Source organism: Thermodesulfobium sp. (genome assembly GCF_053498235.1).
Genome location: NZ_JBRCUV010000032.1, coordinates 36082 through 50960, shown reverse-complemented (window position 1 = coordinate 50960; position 14879 = coordinate 36082). Strand labels below are relative to the sequence as shown.

Below are 14879 nucleotides of genomic sequence, written 5' to 3'. Positions count from 1 at the left end.
AAATATTCTTTTACAAACTTTACTACTTCCCTTTCGGTCTTACAGTTTCTTAAAAATTCTTTATATAAATCTGCAAACCTAAATATTTCTTCCTTACTTGACACAAACCATGCATTCCTTTTCTTTCTAAATAAAACGTCTTTTAAATCTGACATATAGACCTCCAGATATTCTAATTTTTGATTTTACAAAGCAGTGCACAATCATTTCTTAATAATAAAGTTTTTTCCCTCATATACCTTTTGGCTAATTTTACCCTCCTCAGACAGTTTATTTAATATTCTAGATATATCTTCATCGTTTGCACCAAACACGTCCATCAGCTCTTCTTTAGAACAAGGTCTGATGCTTACCATTTTAGCAATAGAAAGTTCTAAAAATTCATGAAAATCCATATTCTTATCTGCAAAGGGTTTTATCAACTCAGCATTTAAATCCTTTAACTCAGAGTAAACGTGCATTAATTCAAAGTTCGTTAATTTTCTAGCCATTTCCTCAGCAGGCGGCCTGTCTATTGTGCCAATTTGAAATCTGTGAGGGTTTATAAACTTAACTGCCCTTTTCAGGTCGCTAATATCCTTCTCGCTATCGTTAAGGTCCTTTACAAACAAGACTTCAAGCCACACTTCCCCTTTAAACTTGTCTCTAAATTCCTTTATTCCATTTATGATTTCATCAATCTTTAGACTGCCATGAGGTCTATTAATCTTCCTAAAAGCCTCTTGATTTGCAGCATCAAGACTTGGTATTACCACATCAGCATCCATCAAATCTTGTTGCACATCATTTAAATTTAAAAGACTTCCATTGGTAAGAACGGCAATCTTAGCAAGGTTAAAGCTCTTAACATATCTAATAAGCCTACCAATATCCTTATTTAAAGTAGGCTCTCCGCTACCAGAAAAGGTTATAAAATTAAATTTCCCCATTTTCTTATAATTTTCTCTAAAGTCTCTTTCAATCTCAACTGGATCGTAAAAGGATCTTCTATCATTTATAAGATTCGTTGTCCTTCCCACTTCACAATAGACACAATTAAAATTACAAACTTTGTGAGGAATTATATTTATCCCGAGGCTCAATCCTAGTCTTCTTGAGGGCACAGGCCCAAATAAAAATTGCATAAGAACCTCCTGCTTTTTTAATATATATCTAGTATAGTATAGACCAAATTACTTTTAAAATATAAAAAGGAAACACTAAACTTTACAAGCTTAAATTTTCCCTAAGAAACAGCCTTATTTTTACTGAAAACAAAATTTGATATAATAGTAAAAGCAAATTAGGAGGGCAAATGGACGAGAAAATCATTAAAATAGCTATAGTTGATGGACAAGGCGGAGGAATAGGACAACAAATAGTACTAAAAATTAGAGAAATTCTATCAGAAATTATCGAAAGAATAGAAATAATTGCACTTGGAACAAATGCGTTTGCCACAGTTAACATGCTTAAAGCAAAAGCAAACAAGGGCGCATCAGGTGAAAATGCCATAGAAAAAAACGTTTTGGAAGCAGATTATATTCTTGGTTCAATTAGCATTTTAGTTGCAGATTCTATGATGGGAGAATTTACACCAAAAATGTCAGAAGCTATTGCAAAATCAAAAGCCATAAAGATCCTTCTACCAATTAATCAATCAAATATTGATATTGCCCTCACTCAGCAAGAACCCCTCCCCCATCAGGTTGAAGACGCAGTGATGCGTTTAAAAAATTACATTGAAAGGATGAATTGAAATGTGTGAAGCGAGCGCTTTTTATAAAAACCAGGAAAACACAGAAACCCTTATTTTAAGAGATGTTGCTCTCTTAAAACCAGAAGAGAACAATTTATGGTTTTTAGTAAATATTTTCGGCGAACAAAAGGAAATACACGCCAAATTGGTTGAAATCAACCTTTTACAACATAAAATAATCTTCCAGAAAATTTAGACATCTGATAAAGAATTTTTAAAAAATTTAGGCAGAGCAAAGGAAGCTTTGTGAATTTCGGGCGTGTAATATCTTAAACCCTCAATACAGGCTTTGTCAGAAAGTTCCATTAAAGGATCTATTGAAATAGAAGCAAAACCAAAGCTCCACATGCCTGAAGGATAAGTTGGAATAAATGCTAGGTAGTTTTTAAAAATCGGAAATATCTCTTTAATCTTTTTACTAATTTCCTTTATAAAATCCAGATGGCACCATGGAGACTCCAGTTGAAACACTAAGATACCATCACTATTAAGAATTCGTTTTACATCTTTAAAAAAATCAGTTTCAAACAGTCCAACTGCAGGTCCTATTGGGTCGGTAGAATCAACAATAACTAGATCAAACTTTTCAGAAGTTTGCCTAACAAAATTTATACCATCGCAGATGCAAAGTTCAAATCTCGGATCACTGAAACTGCTTGATAAGGTAGGGAAAAATTTCTTACTCACTTCTACAACCATCTCATCAATCTCAACCTGCTTTACACGCCTAACATTTTTGTGTTTCAAGCATTCCCTTGCAGAACCTCCATCTCCTCCACCGATTATTAAAATCTCCTTTATCTTATCTGACAAACTTAGCGGAACGTGAGTAAGCATCTCGTGATAAACAAACTCATCTCTTTCAGTAAGCATTACTTTCTCGTCTACAAGGAGTATTTTGCCATAGCTTATTGTTTGAAGCACTTCAATCTTTTGATATTTTGAATGCGCACTAAAAAGTATATCTAATACGTCAAAATATATTCCTGATCCTGGAAGGTGCTCCTCTCTAAATTGAAAAATTGGTAAATTATTCTCTTCTAATACCATAAAACCACACACGCAAAGGCACATGCCGCTTTTTCAACTACAATATCAGTAGCGACCGCCTTTTTTTCTAAGAGTTTAAAGCCTCTCATTGCAAAACCTTCTTCCACCATCTCTAAAACTGTTTTTTCAGCCTCTTCTTTACTACCACAGCAACTATATTCCATAATCAAGCCGGGCAACTTTGGATCTTCTGGAATTCCAATGCCAGCTGCAGCAGCAATTCTCTCTCCCTTATTCGTACTTATTTTGCTCGCATAAGCAATAGGAACTAGAGCTCCATATGGTAGAACTAAATTTTTAACCTCAACAGCGGATGGGGGCAAAATACTACTAACTCTTAAAAGATTAGTATTTCCTACACCTGCGCTAAGCAAGGCACCATCAAATGCATTAAGAGCATGTTCAGCATTACAGTTTCCAAAAGAAATAAAGTATTTAGTTGGTATTGGTAACATTAAAAATCCTCCTTAAAATAAATTACCAAAAACAATATTATATCTCAAAATTCTTTTGTCTAAGTATTTCATACAATAGAATACCAGAAGCTACAGATAAATTTAAAGAGTTGAAATTGTTTGGCATGGGAATATACACGCTTTGATCTAAATCGCGCAAAAATACATCAGAAAGGGATTTTGACTCAGAACCAAATACACAACAAATAGGAAGTTGATATTTAAAAACATCATATCTTACCGATCCTCTCTTTTCTACACCAATAACGTTAACTCCCTTTTTTTGCAGCTCTTTTGCAAAATATCTTAAATTAGTAACCCTTACAACTGGTATATTTAACAGAGAGCCTGTAGAAGCCTTGATTGCAGCAGGGGTAATATCAAGAGATCGATGTTTTGGCAAAATTATACCACCTACTATGCCTGAGGCCAAAGAAGTCCTCGCAACTGCACCAATATTACGAACGTCCATAATCCCAGAAAACGCCAAAAGAACCTTTTTGTACTTTATTGCATTAAGAACAGTTTCTTCCTCATCAGAATATTTGAATTTCTTTACAAACATTACAATTCCCTGAGAATTCGGGAAAAGCTTTTCTATCTCTGAAAGGTTCTTGTAAATAACAAGGGATTTCTTGTCCTCGTTTTTTTGTAAAAAATCTTCTATAGCCTTAACCCTCTTATTTTTCGCTATCAATAGCTCGTTAAATTCTACCCCTGCTTCAATAGCGCTAACAACAGGATGAACCCCAAATAAAAATTCTCTTTTCATCTCTTCTTTACTCTTATACCTCTTGGTAGGTCCTCTAATAAGAAGCCACTTTTATTAAAAAATTCTCTTATTTTATCAGCATCTTCATATAACTTCTTCTTTTTAAAAAATTCTCTTAGGCTTAATAACTTAAAAATGTTTTCGTCATTGACCTCTTCAAATAGTTTAAAATTCTCTTTATAAGAGCTTAAAATCTCAAATTCTTTAGACAACTCTTCCCTTGAATAGAACAACACCACTGGATTGTATTGTAAGCCCAATATCTCAATCATAGACAAAATCTCGCTGATATTATCAGAAATAATTCCTTCCAACTCAAATGTAGGGGATTTCTCATATTCTGAAACAACCGAATTAGTATATCTAATCTTTTCAAAAAGACAGGAAAGAGCTAAGGGGGTATTCAGGTCATCACATAAAGCAGCAACAAAATTATTCGGAACCACACCTTTTTTTCTTCTTATAAAACCAAAAGAAGAGCAAACATCAATAACATTCTTAATCTTATCCCAAGCCTCATTTGCAGAGGCTAAATTTTCTGGAGAAAAAACAACAGGACTTCTATAATGGCTGCTTAATATAAAAAGTCTTAAAACCATCGGATCGTATTGTTGATAAATATCCCTTAAAGTTTTAAAATTTCCTAAAGACTTTGACATCTTCTCGCCTGATATGGTAACAAAACCGTTGTGCAACCAATAATTTACAAACTTTTTACCCGTATAACCCTCCGATTGAGCTATCTCGTTCTCATGATGAGGAAATATTAAATCTTGTCCACCAGCGTGAATGTCAAAAGGAGAACCGAAGTGTTTCAATGACATAGCAGAGCATTCTATGTGCCAGCCAGGTCTACCTTTGCCAAATGGACTGTCCCAAAAAGGTTCATTGGGTTTTGATGCTTTCCACAAAACAAAATCTAAGGGGTTTTCTTTATAAGGCGAGGAATCAACCCTATAATTTTCAATCAGATCATCTATTGTTTTGCCAGATAACTTTCCATAATCTTTAAATTTTTTTATTGAAAAAACAATATCATCGCCAGCTTTATAAGCATAACCCTTTTCCATTAAAACAAGAATAATATTAATCATTTCATCAATATATTCGGTAGCCTTGGGATACAGTGTGGCTCTTAAAACGTTTAATTTATCCATGTCCTCAAAGTAGGCATCTATAAATCTACTAGTAAGTTCTTTCCAATCAGCCCCTTCTTCTTTTGCCCTTTTTATTATTTTGTCATCAATATCTGTAAAGTTTTGAATGTGAAAAACTTCATATCCCTGACTTAAAAAGAATCTTTTCCACACATCCCAAACAACATAAGATCTCCCGTGACCCAGATGACAATAGTCATAAACAGTTACTCCACAAACATACATCTTAATTTTTCCATCTTGAATAGGAACAAACTCTTCTTTTCTTTTAGTTAAGGTATTGTAAAGATAAATTTTATTGTCCGACAAATTTAAGACTTTACCTCCAAATCAATAATTTTTTTAAGCTTTAAAATCTCATTTTCCAACTCCAATATCTTTTGATCCTGCTTAATTAAATAATCCTTTAAAGGATCTGGCAACATGTTATGGTCTAATTGGGACAACTTTGTCTTAATGCCATTTCTCACAACTATTCTGCCAGGATTTCCTACTACCGTAGAATTCTCAGGAACAGCCTTTATTACCACGGCTCCAGCTCCAATTCTTACGTTATCTCCAATAGTTATGGGGCCAAGCACTATTGCACCTGCACCTATTACAACATTATTACCAATTGTAGGGTGTCTTTTTCCTTTTTCCTTACCTGTCCCTCCTAAAGTTACATATTGATACAAGGTTACATCATCGCCTATTTCGGTAGTTTCGCCTATTACCACACCCATACCGTGATCAATAAAAAATCTCCTACCTATAACAGCACCTGGATGTATTTCAATACCTGTAAGGGTTCGCGATATCTGAGAAATTAAGCGGGGAATGAATGGAATTCGTTTCTTCCATAAAAAATGTGAAAACCTGTGAAGCCATATAGCATGAAGACCTGGATAGCAAAATAATACTTCAAAAATATTCTTTGCAGCTGGATCTCTTTCAAATACTGTATTTATATCTTCTCTTAAAGTCTCAAACAATTTCTTTAAATATCATTTCTTTATTATTTAAGTAAATCAATTCTTACCGGAGCAAGACCCGAACTAATCATACCAAGTCTTTCAGCTGCACCTTCTGATAGATCTATCACCCTATTTCTATCCCCCATCCTATCTGTTATAGTAACTATTACACTTTTGCCGTTGTTTTCATTAGTTACAAGTACAACAGATCCAAGTGGGAGCCACCTATGAGCAGCAGTTAAATTTGAAGGATCGAATATTTCACCATTAGACATATATCTGCCTGCAAGATTACTGCCATACCATGACGCTATACCCTCTTGAATAAATTCTTTGGAATAATATTTGTGGTCAAACATGATCCCTTTGTTATCTTCTGGGTTATACCCTAACGATTTTTGAAGATTTGAAAGCCACATATTTGTGATATCACTATCGGATAAACCTTGTAAAAAAGCCTGGCTTCTATTTATTTTAAACAGCAAATCATCTCCACTATAGCAACAAAAGTATTTGCCCTCAGTTACAAACCTAATATTAGATGGGTCATAATTCGCATCTTTTGATCCAAAATATTGATTTATAGCGTTAGAAACTTCATCTGCTTCCTTTTTAATTCTATTAAAACTCTCTTCATCGAACGAACTTAACGTCAGAAATTCATGATTGTTTACAAAAATCTGAACTTTTTCGGGAAAAACTAGATTTTCCCTTACAATCCCAATAGTTTTCGATTCCGAAGCTTCGCAGTTGTTACAGCAAACTAAAAAGAAAAGATTAAAAAATATCAACATTAAAATCAGATATAATACCTTTAATCTCATGAAACCGCCTCCTCTAGCTAAATTTTCGCCCTCTTTCGAATTTTTGATTTTGAAATACTAATTTACTTCCTTTATATTACCGCTAGCATTAACGTCGCTTGATATGCTTTCCTTAGCTTTGGACTCACCGTTACTTTCTTCATCTTCAAATTTGCCGTTTAAGTAGTCCAAAAGACTATCTCCTTGTAACGTTTCATTTTCGATGAGCTTCATAGCAATTTTATTTAAAGTGTCATAGACATTTAATAATATACTTTTTGCATTTTCATAACAACTTTCAACAATTCTTTGAACTTCAAGATCAATTTCATTAGCCATATTTTCACTATAATTTTTAGTTTCAAAAAGGTCTCTGCCCATAAAAACATTCTCGCTTCTTCTACCCCAAGTTCTTGGCCCAAGGTGTTCGCTCATACCATATTCCATAACCATCTTCCTAGCTAGTTCTGTAGCCCTTTGAAGATCGTTTTGAGCGCCCGTTGTCACTTCCTTAAAAACTATATCCTCTGCAGCCCTTCCTCCCAAAAGGACGCATATGTTATTCATCAACTCGGTTTTACTGACAAGATATCTATCTTCTCCAGGAAGCTGTAGTGTATAGCCTAAAGCCATACCTCTAGGTATAATAGAAATTTTATGAATTGGATCCGTACCCGGCAAATTGTGCGCTACTAGCGCGTGTCCTGCTTCATGAAATGCTATTATTTTCTTATCCTTTTCAGAAATAACTCTGCTCCTTTTCTCTATACCAGCCACAATTCGATCAATAGCATCCTCAAATTCAGCCATCGATATAGTTTTCTTGCCCTTTCGGGCGGCAAGCAAAGCAGCCTCGTTCACTAAATTAGCAAGATCTGCTCCTGCAAAACCAGGCGTTCTCTTTGCGATCACATCTACCTTAACTTCTTCCTCTATTGGCTTTCCTGCTAGGTGAACTTCTAATATTTGCTTTCTGCCTAAAAGATCTGGTCTATCAACTGTAACGTGCCTATCGAATCTTCCTGGTCTCAAAAGCGCAGGATCTAAGACATCAGGTCTATTTGTAGCAGCCATTACTATAATTGTTTCATCTACCTCAAAACCATCCATCTCTACGAGTAATTGGTTTAGAGTTTGTTCTCTTTCATCATGACCTCCACCAAGTCCAGTACCTCTCTGCCTTCCTACAGCATCAATTTCATCAATAAATATAATACAAGGCGATTGATTTTTTGCCTGTTCAAATAGGTCCCTAACACGCGATGCTCCAACACCTACGAACATCTCTACAAAATCTGAACCCGATATGCTAAAAAAGGGGACTTTTGCTTCTCCTGCTACTGCCCTAGCAAGCAAAGTCTTGCCACATCCTGGAGGACCAACCAATAAAACGCCTCTAGGAATTTTTGCTCCCATTGCTCTGAAAGGCGCTGGATTTTTTAGAAAATCAATTATTTCTTCAAGTTCTTGTTTTGCCTCATCTGCTCCTGCAACGTCTTTAAAAGTCGTTTTGGTCTTTTCTTGATGGAAAAGTTTTGCCCTTGATTTTCCAAAGGACATAGCCTGACTTGCTCCACCCTGAGCCTGTTTCAACATGAAAAGCCAAAAACCAATCAATATCAAAATAGGAAATAGTTGTGTAAGTATTGATACCCACCATCCACTATCACTAGGCGGCTCAACCCTAATATCTACCTTTTTTTCCGTTAAAGTTTTGATTAGCGAAGGATCGTTCTGTGGGTAATATACTGTAAACGAAGTCCCATCTTTTAGTTTACCGTTAATCACATTTTGAGAAGAGGAAATATTTACTCTTCTAACCTCTTCCTGCTTAACTTTATCCATAAACTCTGTGTAAGAAAGTTCTTGATTGCTAACTTTCTTTCCACTACTTAAAACCACTGTTAATACTACTACAATTAATAAAATTATAAGATAAAAAGTTACACTCTTAGTTATTTTCAAAAACTCATATCCCCTTTTTTAAGAAATGTTAGTTAAATATTGTATCTTTTTTTATACACACGTGTCAAACAAAAGAAACCATATACAAATCTTTCAAATTACGATATTTTTCAGCATAGTCTAATCCATAACCAACAACAAAATAATCAGGAATTTTTAGTCCGAAATAATCTACAGCAGGTCTTGTAGTATTATTGTCTTTTATCTTATAGAACAACACAACCGACTTAACGCTTAGAGGATTTTTTTGCTTAAAAAAATCAATAAGATACTGTAAGGTAAGCCCTGAATCTAAAATATCTTCTACGATCAAAACGTGATAATCAGTTAGTTCCCTTTTAATGTCCTTAATCAACTTAATTTTCCCAGAACTACTTGTTTTATTCCCATAACTTGATACCTCTACAAAATCTATTTCCAATGGCAAAGATATTGATCTTGCAAGATCAACAAGGAAAAAGGCGGCACCTTTTAATACCCCAACTAATAAAATTTTTTTCCCATAATAATCAGCATCGATCTTTCTCGCCAATGAATCTATAGTTCTTGCAATCTCTTCTCTGCTGACTAAAATTTTAAGCTCGTGTTCTTTCACAATATTCCTCCAACTTTTGAAAAGATAACCACTAAAATTAGGGCAAAGATATAATTAATTGTTTTAATTCTAGTCAACCCTAGCAAGTTAAAGCCAATGCCAATTAACATAATTCCACCAGTCGCGTAAAAATTACTTGCAATGTAAGCATTGTCAAATACCGGAGAAAGCACTCTTGCAAAAAGAGTCAATGAACCTTGATATAGTAGGATTGTTATAAAAGAAAAGAAAACTCCAATTCCCAAAGAAGATGCCAGAAATAAACTAGATACGCCATCAAGAGCTGATTTTAGCAAGAGGATAGAATAATCACCCTTTAATCCGTCTTGGAAAGACCCTAAAATACTCATAGGGCCAACACAAAATAACAAGCTAGCACTCATAAATGCATTTACTATATCTCCCTTCTGAACTCTTTTATTTACGTAATCTCCTAATTTCTCAACAATCCCATCAAGTGAGATAAGTTCTCCTATCAATCCACCCAAAATCAACGAAAGTAGAACCCAAAAAATACTTTTAACCTCCAAAGACAGCTTTAAACCAATCAAAAGGGTTACTAAGCTAATAGCGTTAATTACTATTTTTCTATACCTTTCTGTTAAACGAGATCCCATAAATAAGCCTATACTACTACCGACAATCACAGAAAGGGCATTAATCAATGTTCCTGTCATTTTACCTCCAGAAATAGTTTAAATTTTTCTAAAAATTTATCAAAATTAATTTTAATATCAAAAGCTTTAAAAAAGGCTTCATCAAAATATTCATTTGGAGCCCATTTAAGAATATTTTTATAAAAAATCATTGGAACAAACTTATAATAAAATTTCTCACCTTTGTTAAAAAATTTATGAAGATAAACCTTCTTTCCGTTTAAAACAAGATAATCTGAATTTCTAAAAAACCTTAACTCTAAAAAAATTCCCTTATCTAGGGGATTATAAACCTTTATTCCTAGATTTTCAGGTATATTGCTTAAATTGTAGCCTTTTACAAAAGAAGAATCATAGAGTACAAAAATATTTTTGTTTTTATATACTCCAAAATTTTTAAACGAAGGCAAAGAAACTTTTTCTTCTCCCTCTAAATATTTACATATTGAATCAACTTCGTTGAAATTATAAGCTATATCCAAAGAAAATAAGAACTTTATAATTACTCTTCTAATTAAAGCGATATCAAATTTCAATAATTTTTTAATAAAGACGATTTTTGCCCAGGGCATAGAGAAAACAACATCTTTGTAAATCTCATCAGTAACTTTCTCAAGATAACAATCCTCATCCTCTACCAATCTTATAAAAGAATCAAAGTGCGTTAAAGAATTTTGCCAAACACTCTCTATCTTAGGAGTTATTTCTTTTCTGATAAACACCCTCTTATAATTAATATCCTCATTATAAACGTCAGATATGTATTCCAACCTTAAAAATTCACACAAAGATCTTATCTTATCTCTTTTCAAATGGATTAAAGGACTAATAATATTTATACCTTTAAATCGTCTTATTTCCTTTGGGGACAACATGCCCTTGATTCCCGTTCCACGACAAATATTCCAAAGAAAGGTTTCAAACCTATCATTTAAATTGTGTCCGGTAAACAAAGTATTTGAAGTTAACTTATTAATAACGTTATAAAAAAAGATAAACCTTCTTTTCCTGGCTTCTTCCTCGCTCAACCTTTCAGGATCTGTAGATGAACCAAAAATTACTCTAAATTTATATCTCTCAGCATAAGTAGTTATTAGGTTTCTTTCATAAATTAGGTCCTTTTTTCTCCAACCGTGATCAAAATGAAGTAATGTAAATTTATTTTTGAAGTCAGTCTTTGAAAGCACAAAGGCAAGAAAAACAGAGTCAGCTCCGCCAGAAATAGCTATGCAGGGATTTAAAATAACAAGGTTAGGGTTGTTTAAAATGCTATTTATATGTCTAATGATGTTGGTTATTTCAGCTTCTATGCACATAAAAAAATGGTAGCGGCGAGTGGATTTGAACCACTGACACAGCGGGTATGAACCGCTTGCTCTGCCTCTGAGCTACGCCGCCACATAAGAGCAAACTTATTTTAAAAAAATATTTTAATAAAGTCAAGAAAAATCTAGAAAGTAATTCAAACATAAAAACTTTATCCTAACTCTAATTATTAAGAATTTTATAAAAATCTTGAATAGATTTAACTTCTATTTCAGAATTCTTTAGAGCTTCAATAGCATTAACCGTAGCAGCTGCTCCTGCAATAGTTGTAATAGTAGGTATATGGTGCAAAAGAGCCATTCTTCTTATCTTATAATCATCCTTTCTTGCTCCCTTTCCAGAAGGAGTATTAATAATAAGTTGAATTTGATTATCTTTAATCATATCAAGTATTGTAAAACCGTCCTCACTAGCCTTTTTTACTTCGGTAACCTTTATGCCGTTATATTTTAAAACTTTAGCAGTACCCTGAGTAGCAAATATATTAAAGCCCATATTCACGAGACTCTTTACAATAAAAACTATATTTCTCTTATGCTTGTTTGAAACGCTAACGAAAACATTCCCCCTTAATGGCAAGTCAACTCCTGCTGCCAATTGGGACTTTGCGTATGCCTTGCCGAATTCAAAATCTATACCCATTACTTCTCCCGTAGATTTCATCTCTGGTCCTAAAACAGTGTCAACGCCCGAAAATCTTCCAAAAGGCAGCACTGCTTCTTTCACAGCCACATAAGGCAAGTCTAACCTTTCACGAATTTTAAAATCTTTTATTTTCCTTCCAAGTGATATTTGTGTTGCAAACTTTGCTAAAGGAACACCAATAGCTTTACTTACAAAAGGAACTGTTCTAGAGGCTCTAGGATTCACTTCAAGAACGTATATTTTATCTTTAATAGCATACTGAATATTAATTAATCCCTTTACGCCCAATTTCAAAGCGATCTCTCTGGTAATTATAGATAGATTATCTATTTCTTCCTTCGTTAAACTAAATGATGGCAAAACACAGGCTGAGTCACCAGAATGAATCCCTGCCTCTTCAATATGTTCCATAATACCGCCTATAAAGACCTCTTCTCCATCACAAAGCGCATCAACGTCAATTTCTATTGCATCTTCCAAAAATCTGTCAATAAGAACTGGCTTAGCCTCAGAAACCTCCACTGCCTTTTTTATGTATTCCATTAAATCTTCATCATCGTAAACTATCTCCATAGCCCTTCCACCTAGAACATATGAGGGTCTTACTAAAACTGGATACCCAAGCCCCTTTGCAACCCTTAATGCCTCATCTGGAGATTTAGCTATACCTGCTGCTGGTCTAAATATCCTTAAACCCTCTAAAAATAGATCAAATCGCTCTCTATCTTCTGCCATATCTATTGCTTCTGGAGAGGTTCCCAAAATTGGAATACAAAATTTTTCAAAAGCTTTAGCAAGTTTTAAAGGAGTTTGACCGCCAAATTGTATTAGAGTGCCAAGTGGGTCAACCTTTTCAATAATATTTACTACATCCTCAAAGGTTAGCGGTTCAAACAAAAGTTGATCAGAGGTATCGTAATCTGTAGAAACAGTTTCAGGATTACAGTTAACCATGATAGCTGCCTTACCCATTTGTTTAACAGAATCAACTGCGTGAACACAACAATAATCAAATTCAATACCCTGTCCAATTCTATTAGGACCCGCCCCCAAGATAACTACTGATTCTTTATCTTTAACCGGTGTTAACTCATTCTCTTGATCGTAAGTAGAATAGTGATATGGAGTAAAAGACTCAAACTCGGCCGAGCACGTATCAACAGTCTTATATACAGGAAATACTTCGAGTTTTTTTCTATATTTAGTTACCTCTTGTTCGCTTGAACCGGTAAGAAACCCTATTTGAAAATCAGAGAAGCCATCTTTCTTTAAACAAAACATTTCTTCTTTAGTTATGGAGTACAAATTTCTACCTTTCAATTCTTTCCCAGTCAAAACAATCTCTTCAAGTTCTTTCAAAAACCACTTGTCTATACCAGTCAACTCGTTTAATTTGTCCGTACTCATACCAATCTCTAACAATCTATGAATAACAAAAATTCTATTATCTTTGGGATTTTTAAGTTCACCTATCAAATCTTCCTTTGTTAAGCCTCTTAAATCAGCATCCTTACCATCAAAGCCAAATCCCATTCTGCCATTTTCAAGAGATCGGATAGCTTTCTGGAAGGCTTCCTTAAAATTTCTACCTATAGCCATTGCTTCTCCTACAGATTTCATCTGAGTATCCAATACTCTTGGCGTCCCAAGAAACTTTTCAAAATCCCATCTAGGTATTTTAACTACAACATAATCAAGTGTAGGTTCAAAAGATGCAGGAGTTTTCTTGGTAATATCATTTGTAATTTCGTCAAGCGTATATCCCACAGCTAGGAGTGCAGCAATTTTCGCAATTGGAAAACCAGTAGCCTTTGAAGCAAGTGCAGAACTTCGAGAAACTCTAGGGTTCATTTCAATAATTACAATACGCCCATCCTTAGGATTCATTGCAAACTGAATATTAGATCCCCCTGTATCTACTCCGATTTTCCTTATAACTCTAATAGCCATATCTCTTAAAATTTGATATTCTTTATCTGTCAAAGTTTGGATGGGAGCAACCGTAATGCTATCTCCTGTATGAATACCCATTGGATCAAAATTTTCAATAGAACAGATTATTACAACGTTATCCTTTTTATCTCTCATCACTTCTAATTCAAATTCTTTCCAATTAAGCACGGATTCCTCAATCAGCACCTGATGTATCATGCTTAAATCAAGACCATTAGACACATGATATCTTAAATCGTCAAAATTATACGCAATACCTCCTCCTGTTCCGCCTAAAGTGAAGGAAGGCCTTATAATAAGAGGAAACCCAAGCTCAAATGCGATCTTTTCTGCCTCGTTTAAACTGTGAGCAATACCACTTTTGGGAAGATCTATACCAATTTCTTTCATTGTTTCCCTAAACAGGAGTCTATCTTCGCCTTTTTTTATGGCTTCTGGGTTTACACCTAACATTTCAACGTTATATTTTTCCAGAATTCCATTTTCAGCCAGATTTACAGCAACATTTAAGGCAGTTTGTCCACCTAAAGTTGGTAAAATTGCATCTGGTCTTTCTTTTCTAATAACTTTTGTTACAACTTGAGGGGTTATCGGTTCAATATAAGTGTGGTCAGCCATTTCAGGATCTGTCATAATAGTAGCAGGATTAGAGTTTACCAAAACCACCTCATAACCTTCACGCTTCAAAGCTTTAATTGCCTGAGTTCCTGAATAATCAAACTCACACGCTTGGCCAATTATTATAGGTCCAGAACCAATTATTAAAATTTTTTTTATGTCGGTTCTCTTTGGCAAAATTTATCACATC

The 14879-nt window shown here is 34.3% G+C and carries 14 protein-coding genes and 1 tRNA gene; 2 read left to right on the top strand and 13 right to left on the bottom strand.

The window, feature by feature from the left end; translation table 11 throughout:
- Window positions 1-203 precede the first annotated feature (203 nt).
- Window positions 204-1124 carry a radical SAM protein gene (locus ACWIUX_RS04310; RefSeq protein ID WP_448589492.1) on the bottom strand — a complete coding sequence of 307 codons (921 nt, stop codon included), beginning with the start codon at window positions 1122-1124 and terminating at the stop codon, window positions 204-206.
- Between the two features lie 170 nt (window positions 1125-1294).
- On the opposite strand from ACWIUX_RS04310, the gene ACWIUX_RS04305 reads away from it, so the two are divergent.
- A complete protein-coding gene (locus tag ACWIUX_RS04305) occupies window positions 1295-1738 on the top strand; it encodes a DUF3842 family protein (protein ID WP_448589491.1) in 444 nt (147 codons plus the stop codon).
- A 1-nt stretch (window position 1739) separates the two neighbouring features.
- The gene (locus ACWIUX_RS04300; RefSeq protein ID WP_448589490.1) at window positions 1740-1934 is read left to right on the top strand and encodes a CooT family nickel-binding protein; all 195 of its coding nucleotides are present in this window, start codon (window positions 1740-1742) and stop codon (window positions 1932-1934) included.
- On the opposite strand, the gene speE is transcribed toward ACWIUX_RS04300, so the two are convergent.
- The 12 genes from speE to carB form a co-directional block, all read right to left on the bottom strand.
- The gene (speE, locus tag ACWIUX_RS04295) at window positions 1931-2788 is read right to left on the bottom strand and encodes a polyamine aminopropyltransferase (protein WP_448589489.1); all 858 of its coding nucleotides are present in this window, start codon (window positions 2786-2788) and stop codon (window positions 1931-1933) included. The genes ACWIUX_RS04300 and speE overlap by 4 nt on opposite strands.
- Window positions 2779-3243, bottom strand: a complete 465-nt coding sequence (locus ACWIUX_RS04290) for a pyruvoyl-dependent arginine decarboxylase (RefSeq protein WP_448589488.1) — start codon at window positions 3241-3243, stop codon at window positions 2779-2781. The genes speE and ACWIUX_RS04290 overlap by 10 nt, the downstream gene beginning before the upstream one ends.
- 37 nt (window positions 3244-3280) lie before the next feature.
- A complete protein-coding gene (locus ACWIUX_RS04285) occupies window positions 3281-4015 on the bottom strand; it encodes a TrmH family RNA methyltransferase (protein WP_448589487.1) in 735 nt (244 codons plus the stop codon).
- Window positions 4012-5481: a cysteine--tRNA ligase gene (cysS, locus tag ACWIUX_RS04280; protein ID WP_448589486.1), complete on the bottom strand. Its 1470-nt coding sequence runs from the start codon at window positions 5479-5481 to the stop codon at window positions 4012-4014. Before cysS ends, ACWIUX_RS04285 begins: the two co-directional genes overlap by 4 nt.
- Window positions 5482-5483: 2 nt before the next feature.
- Window positions 5484-6146, bottom strand: a complete 663-nt coding sequence (cysE, locus tag ACWIUX_RS04275; RefSeq protein ID WP_448589485.1) for a serine O-acetyltransferase — start codon at window positions 6144-6146, stop codon at window positions 5484-5486.
- Window positions 6147-6169: 23 nt separating this feature from the next.
- Window positions 6170-6952 carry a septal ring lytic transglycosylase RlpA family protein gene (locus ACWIUX_RS04270; protein ID WP_448589484.1) on the bottom strand — a complete coding sequence of 261 codons (783 nt, stop codon included), beginning with the start codon at window positions 6950-6952 and terminating at the stop codon, window positions 6170-6172.
- 57 nt (window positions 6953-7009) lie between these two features.
- Window positions 7010-8896: an ATP-dependent zinc metalloprotease FtsH gene (gene ftsH / locus ACWIUX_RS04265; RefSeq protein ID WP_448589483.1), complete on the bottom strand. Its 1887-nt coding sequence runs from the start codon at window positions 8894-8896 to the stop codon at window positions 7010-7012.
- 64 nt (window positions 8897-8960) lie between these two features.
- Complete coding sequence (gene hpt, locus ACWIUX_RS04260) at window positions 8961-9491, bottom strand: hypoxanthine phosphoribosyltransferase (protein ID WP_448589482.1); 531 nt, start codon at window positions 9489-9491, stop codon at window positions 8961-8963.
- On the bottom strand, window positions 9488-10168 hold the full coding sequence (locus ACWIUX_RS04255; protein ID WP_448589481.1) for a DUF554 domain-containing protein: 681 nt from the start codon (window positions 10166-10168) through the stop codon (window positions 9488-9490). The genes hpt and ACWIUX_RS04255 overlap by 4 nt, the downstream gene beginning before the upstream one ends.
- Window positions 10165-11463, bottom strand: a complete 1299-nt coding sequence (gene tilS / locus ACWIUX_RS04250; RefSeq protein WP_448589480.1) for a tRNA lysidine(34) synthetase TilS — start codon at window positions 11461-11463, stop codon at window positions 10165-10167. The genes ACWIUX_RS04255 and tilS overlap by 4 nt, the downstream gene beginning before the upstream one ends.
- Window positions 11464-11470: 7 nt before the next feature.
- A tRNA-Met gene (locus ACWIUX_RS04245) sits at window positions 11471-11545 on the bottom strand.
- Between the two features lie 90 nt (window positions 11546-11635).
- Complete coding sequence (gene carB / locus ACWIUX_RS04240; RefSeq protein ID WP_448589479.1) at window positions 11636-14866, bottom strand: carbamoyl-phosphate synthase large subunit; 3231 nt, start codon at window positions 14864-14866, stop codon at window positions 11636-11638.
- Window positions 14867-14879 lie beyond the last annotated feature (13 nt).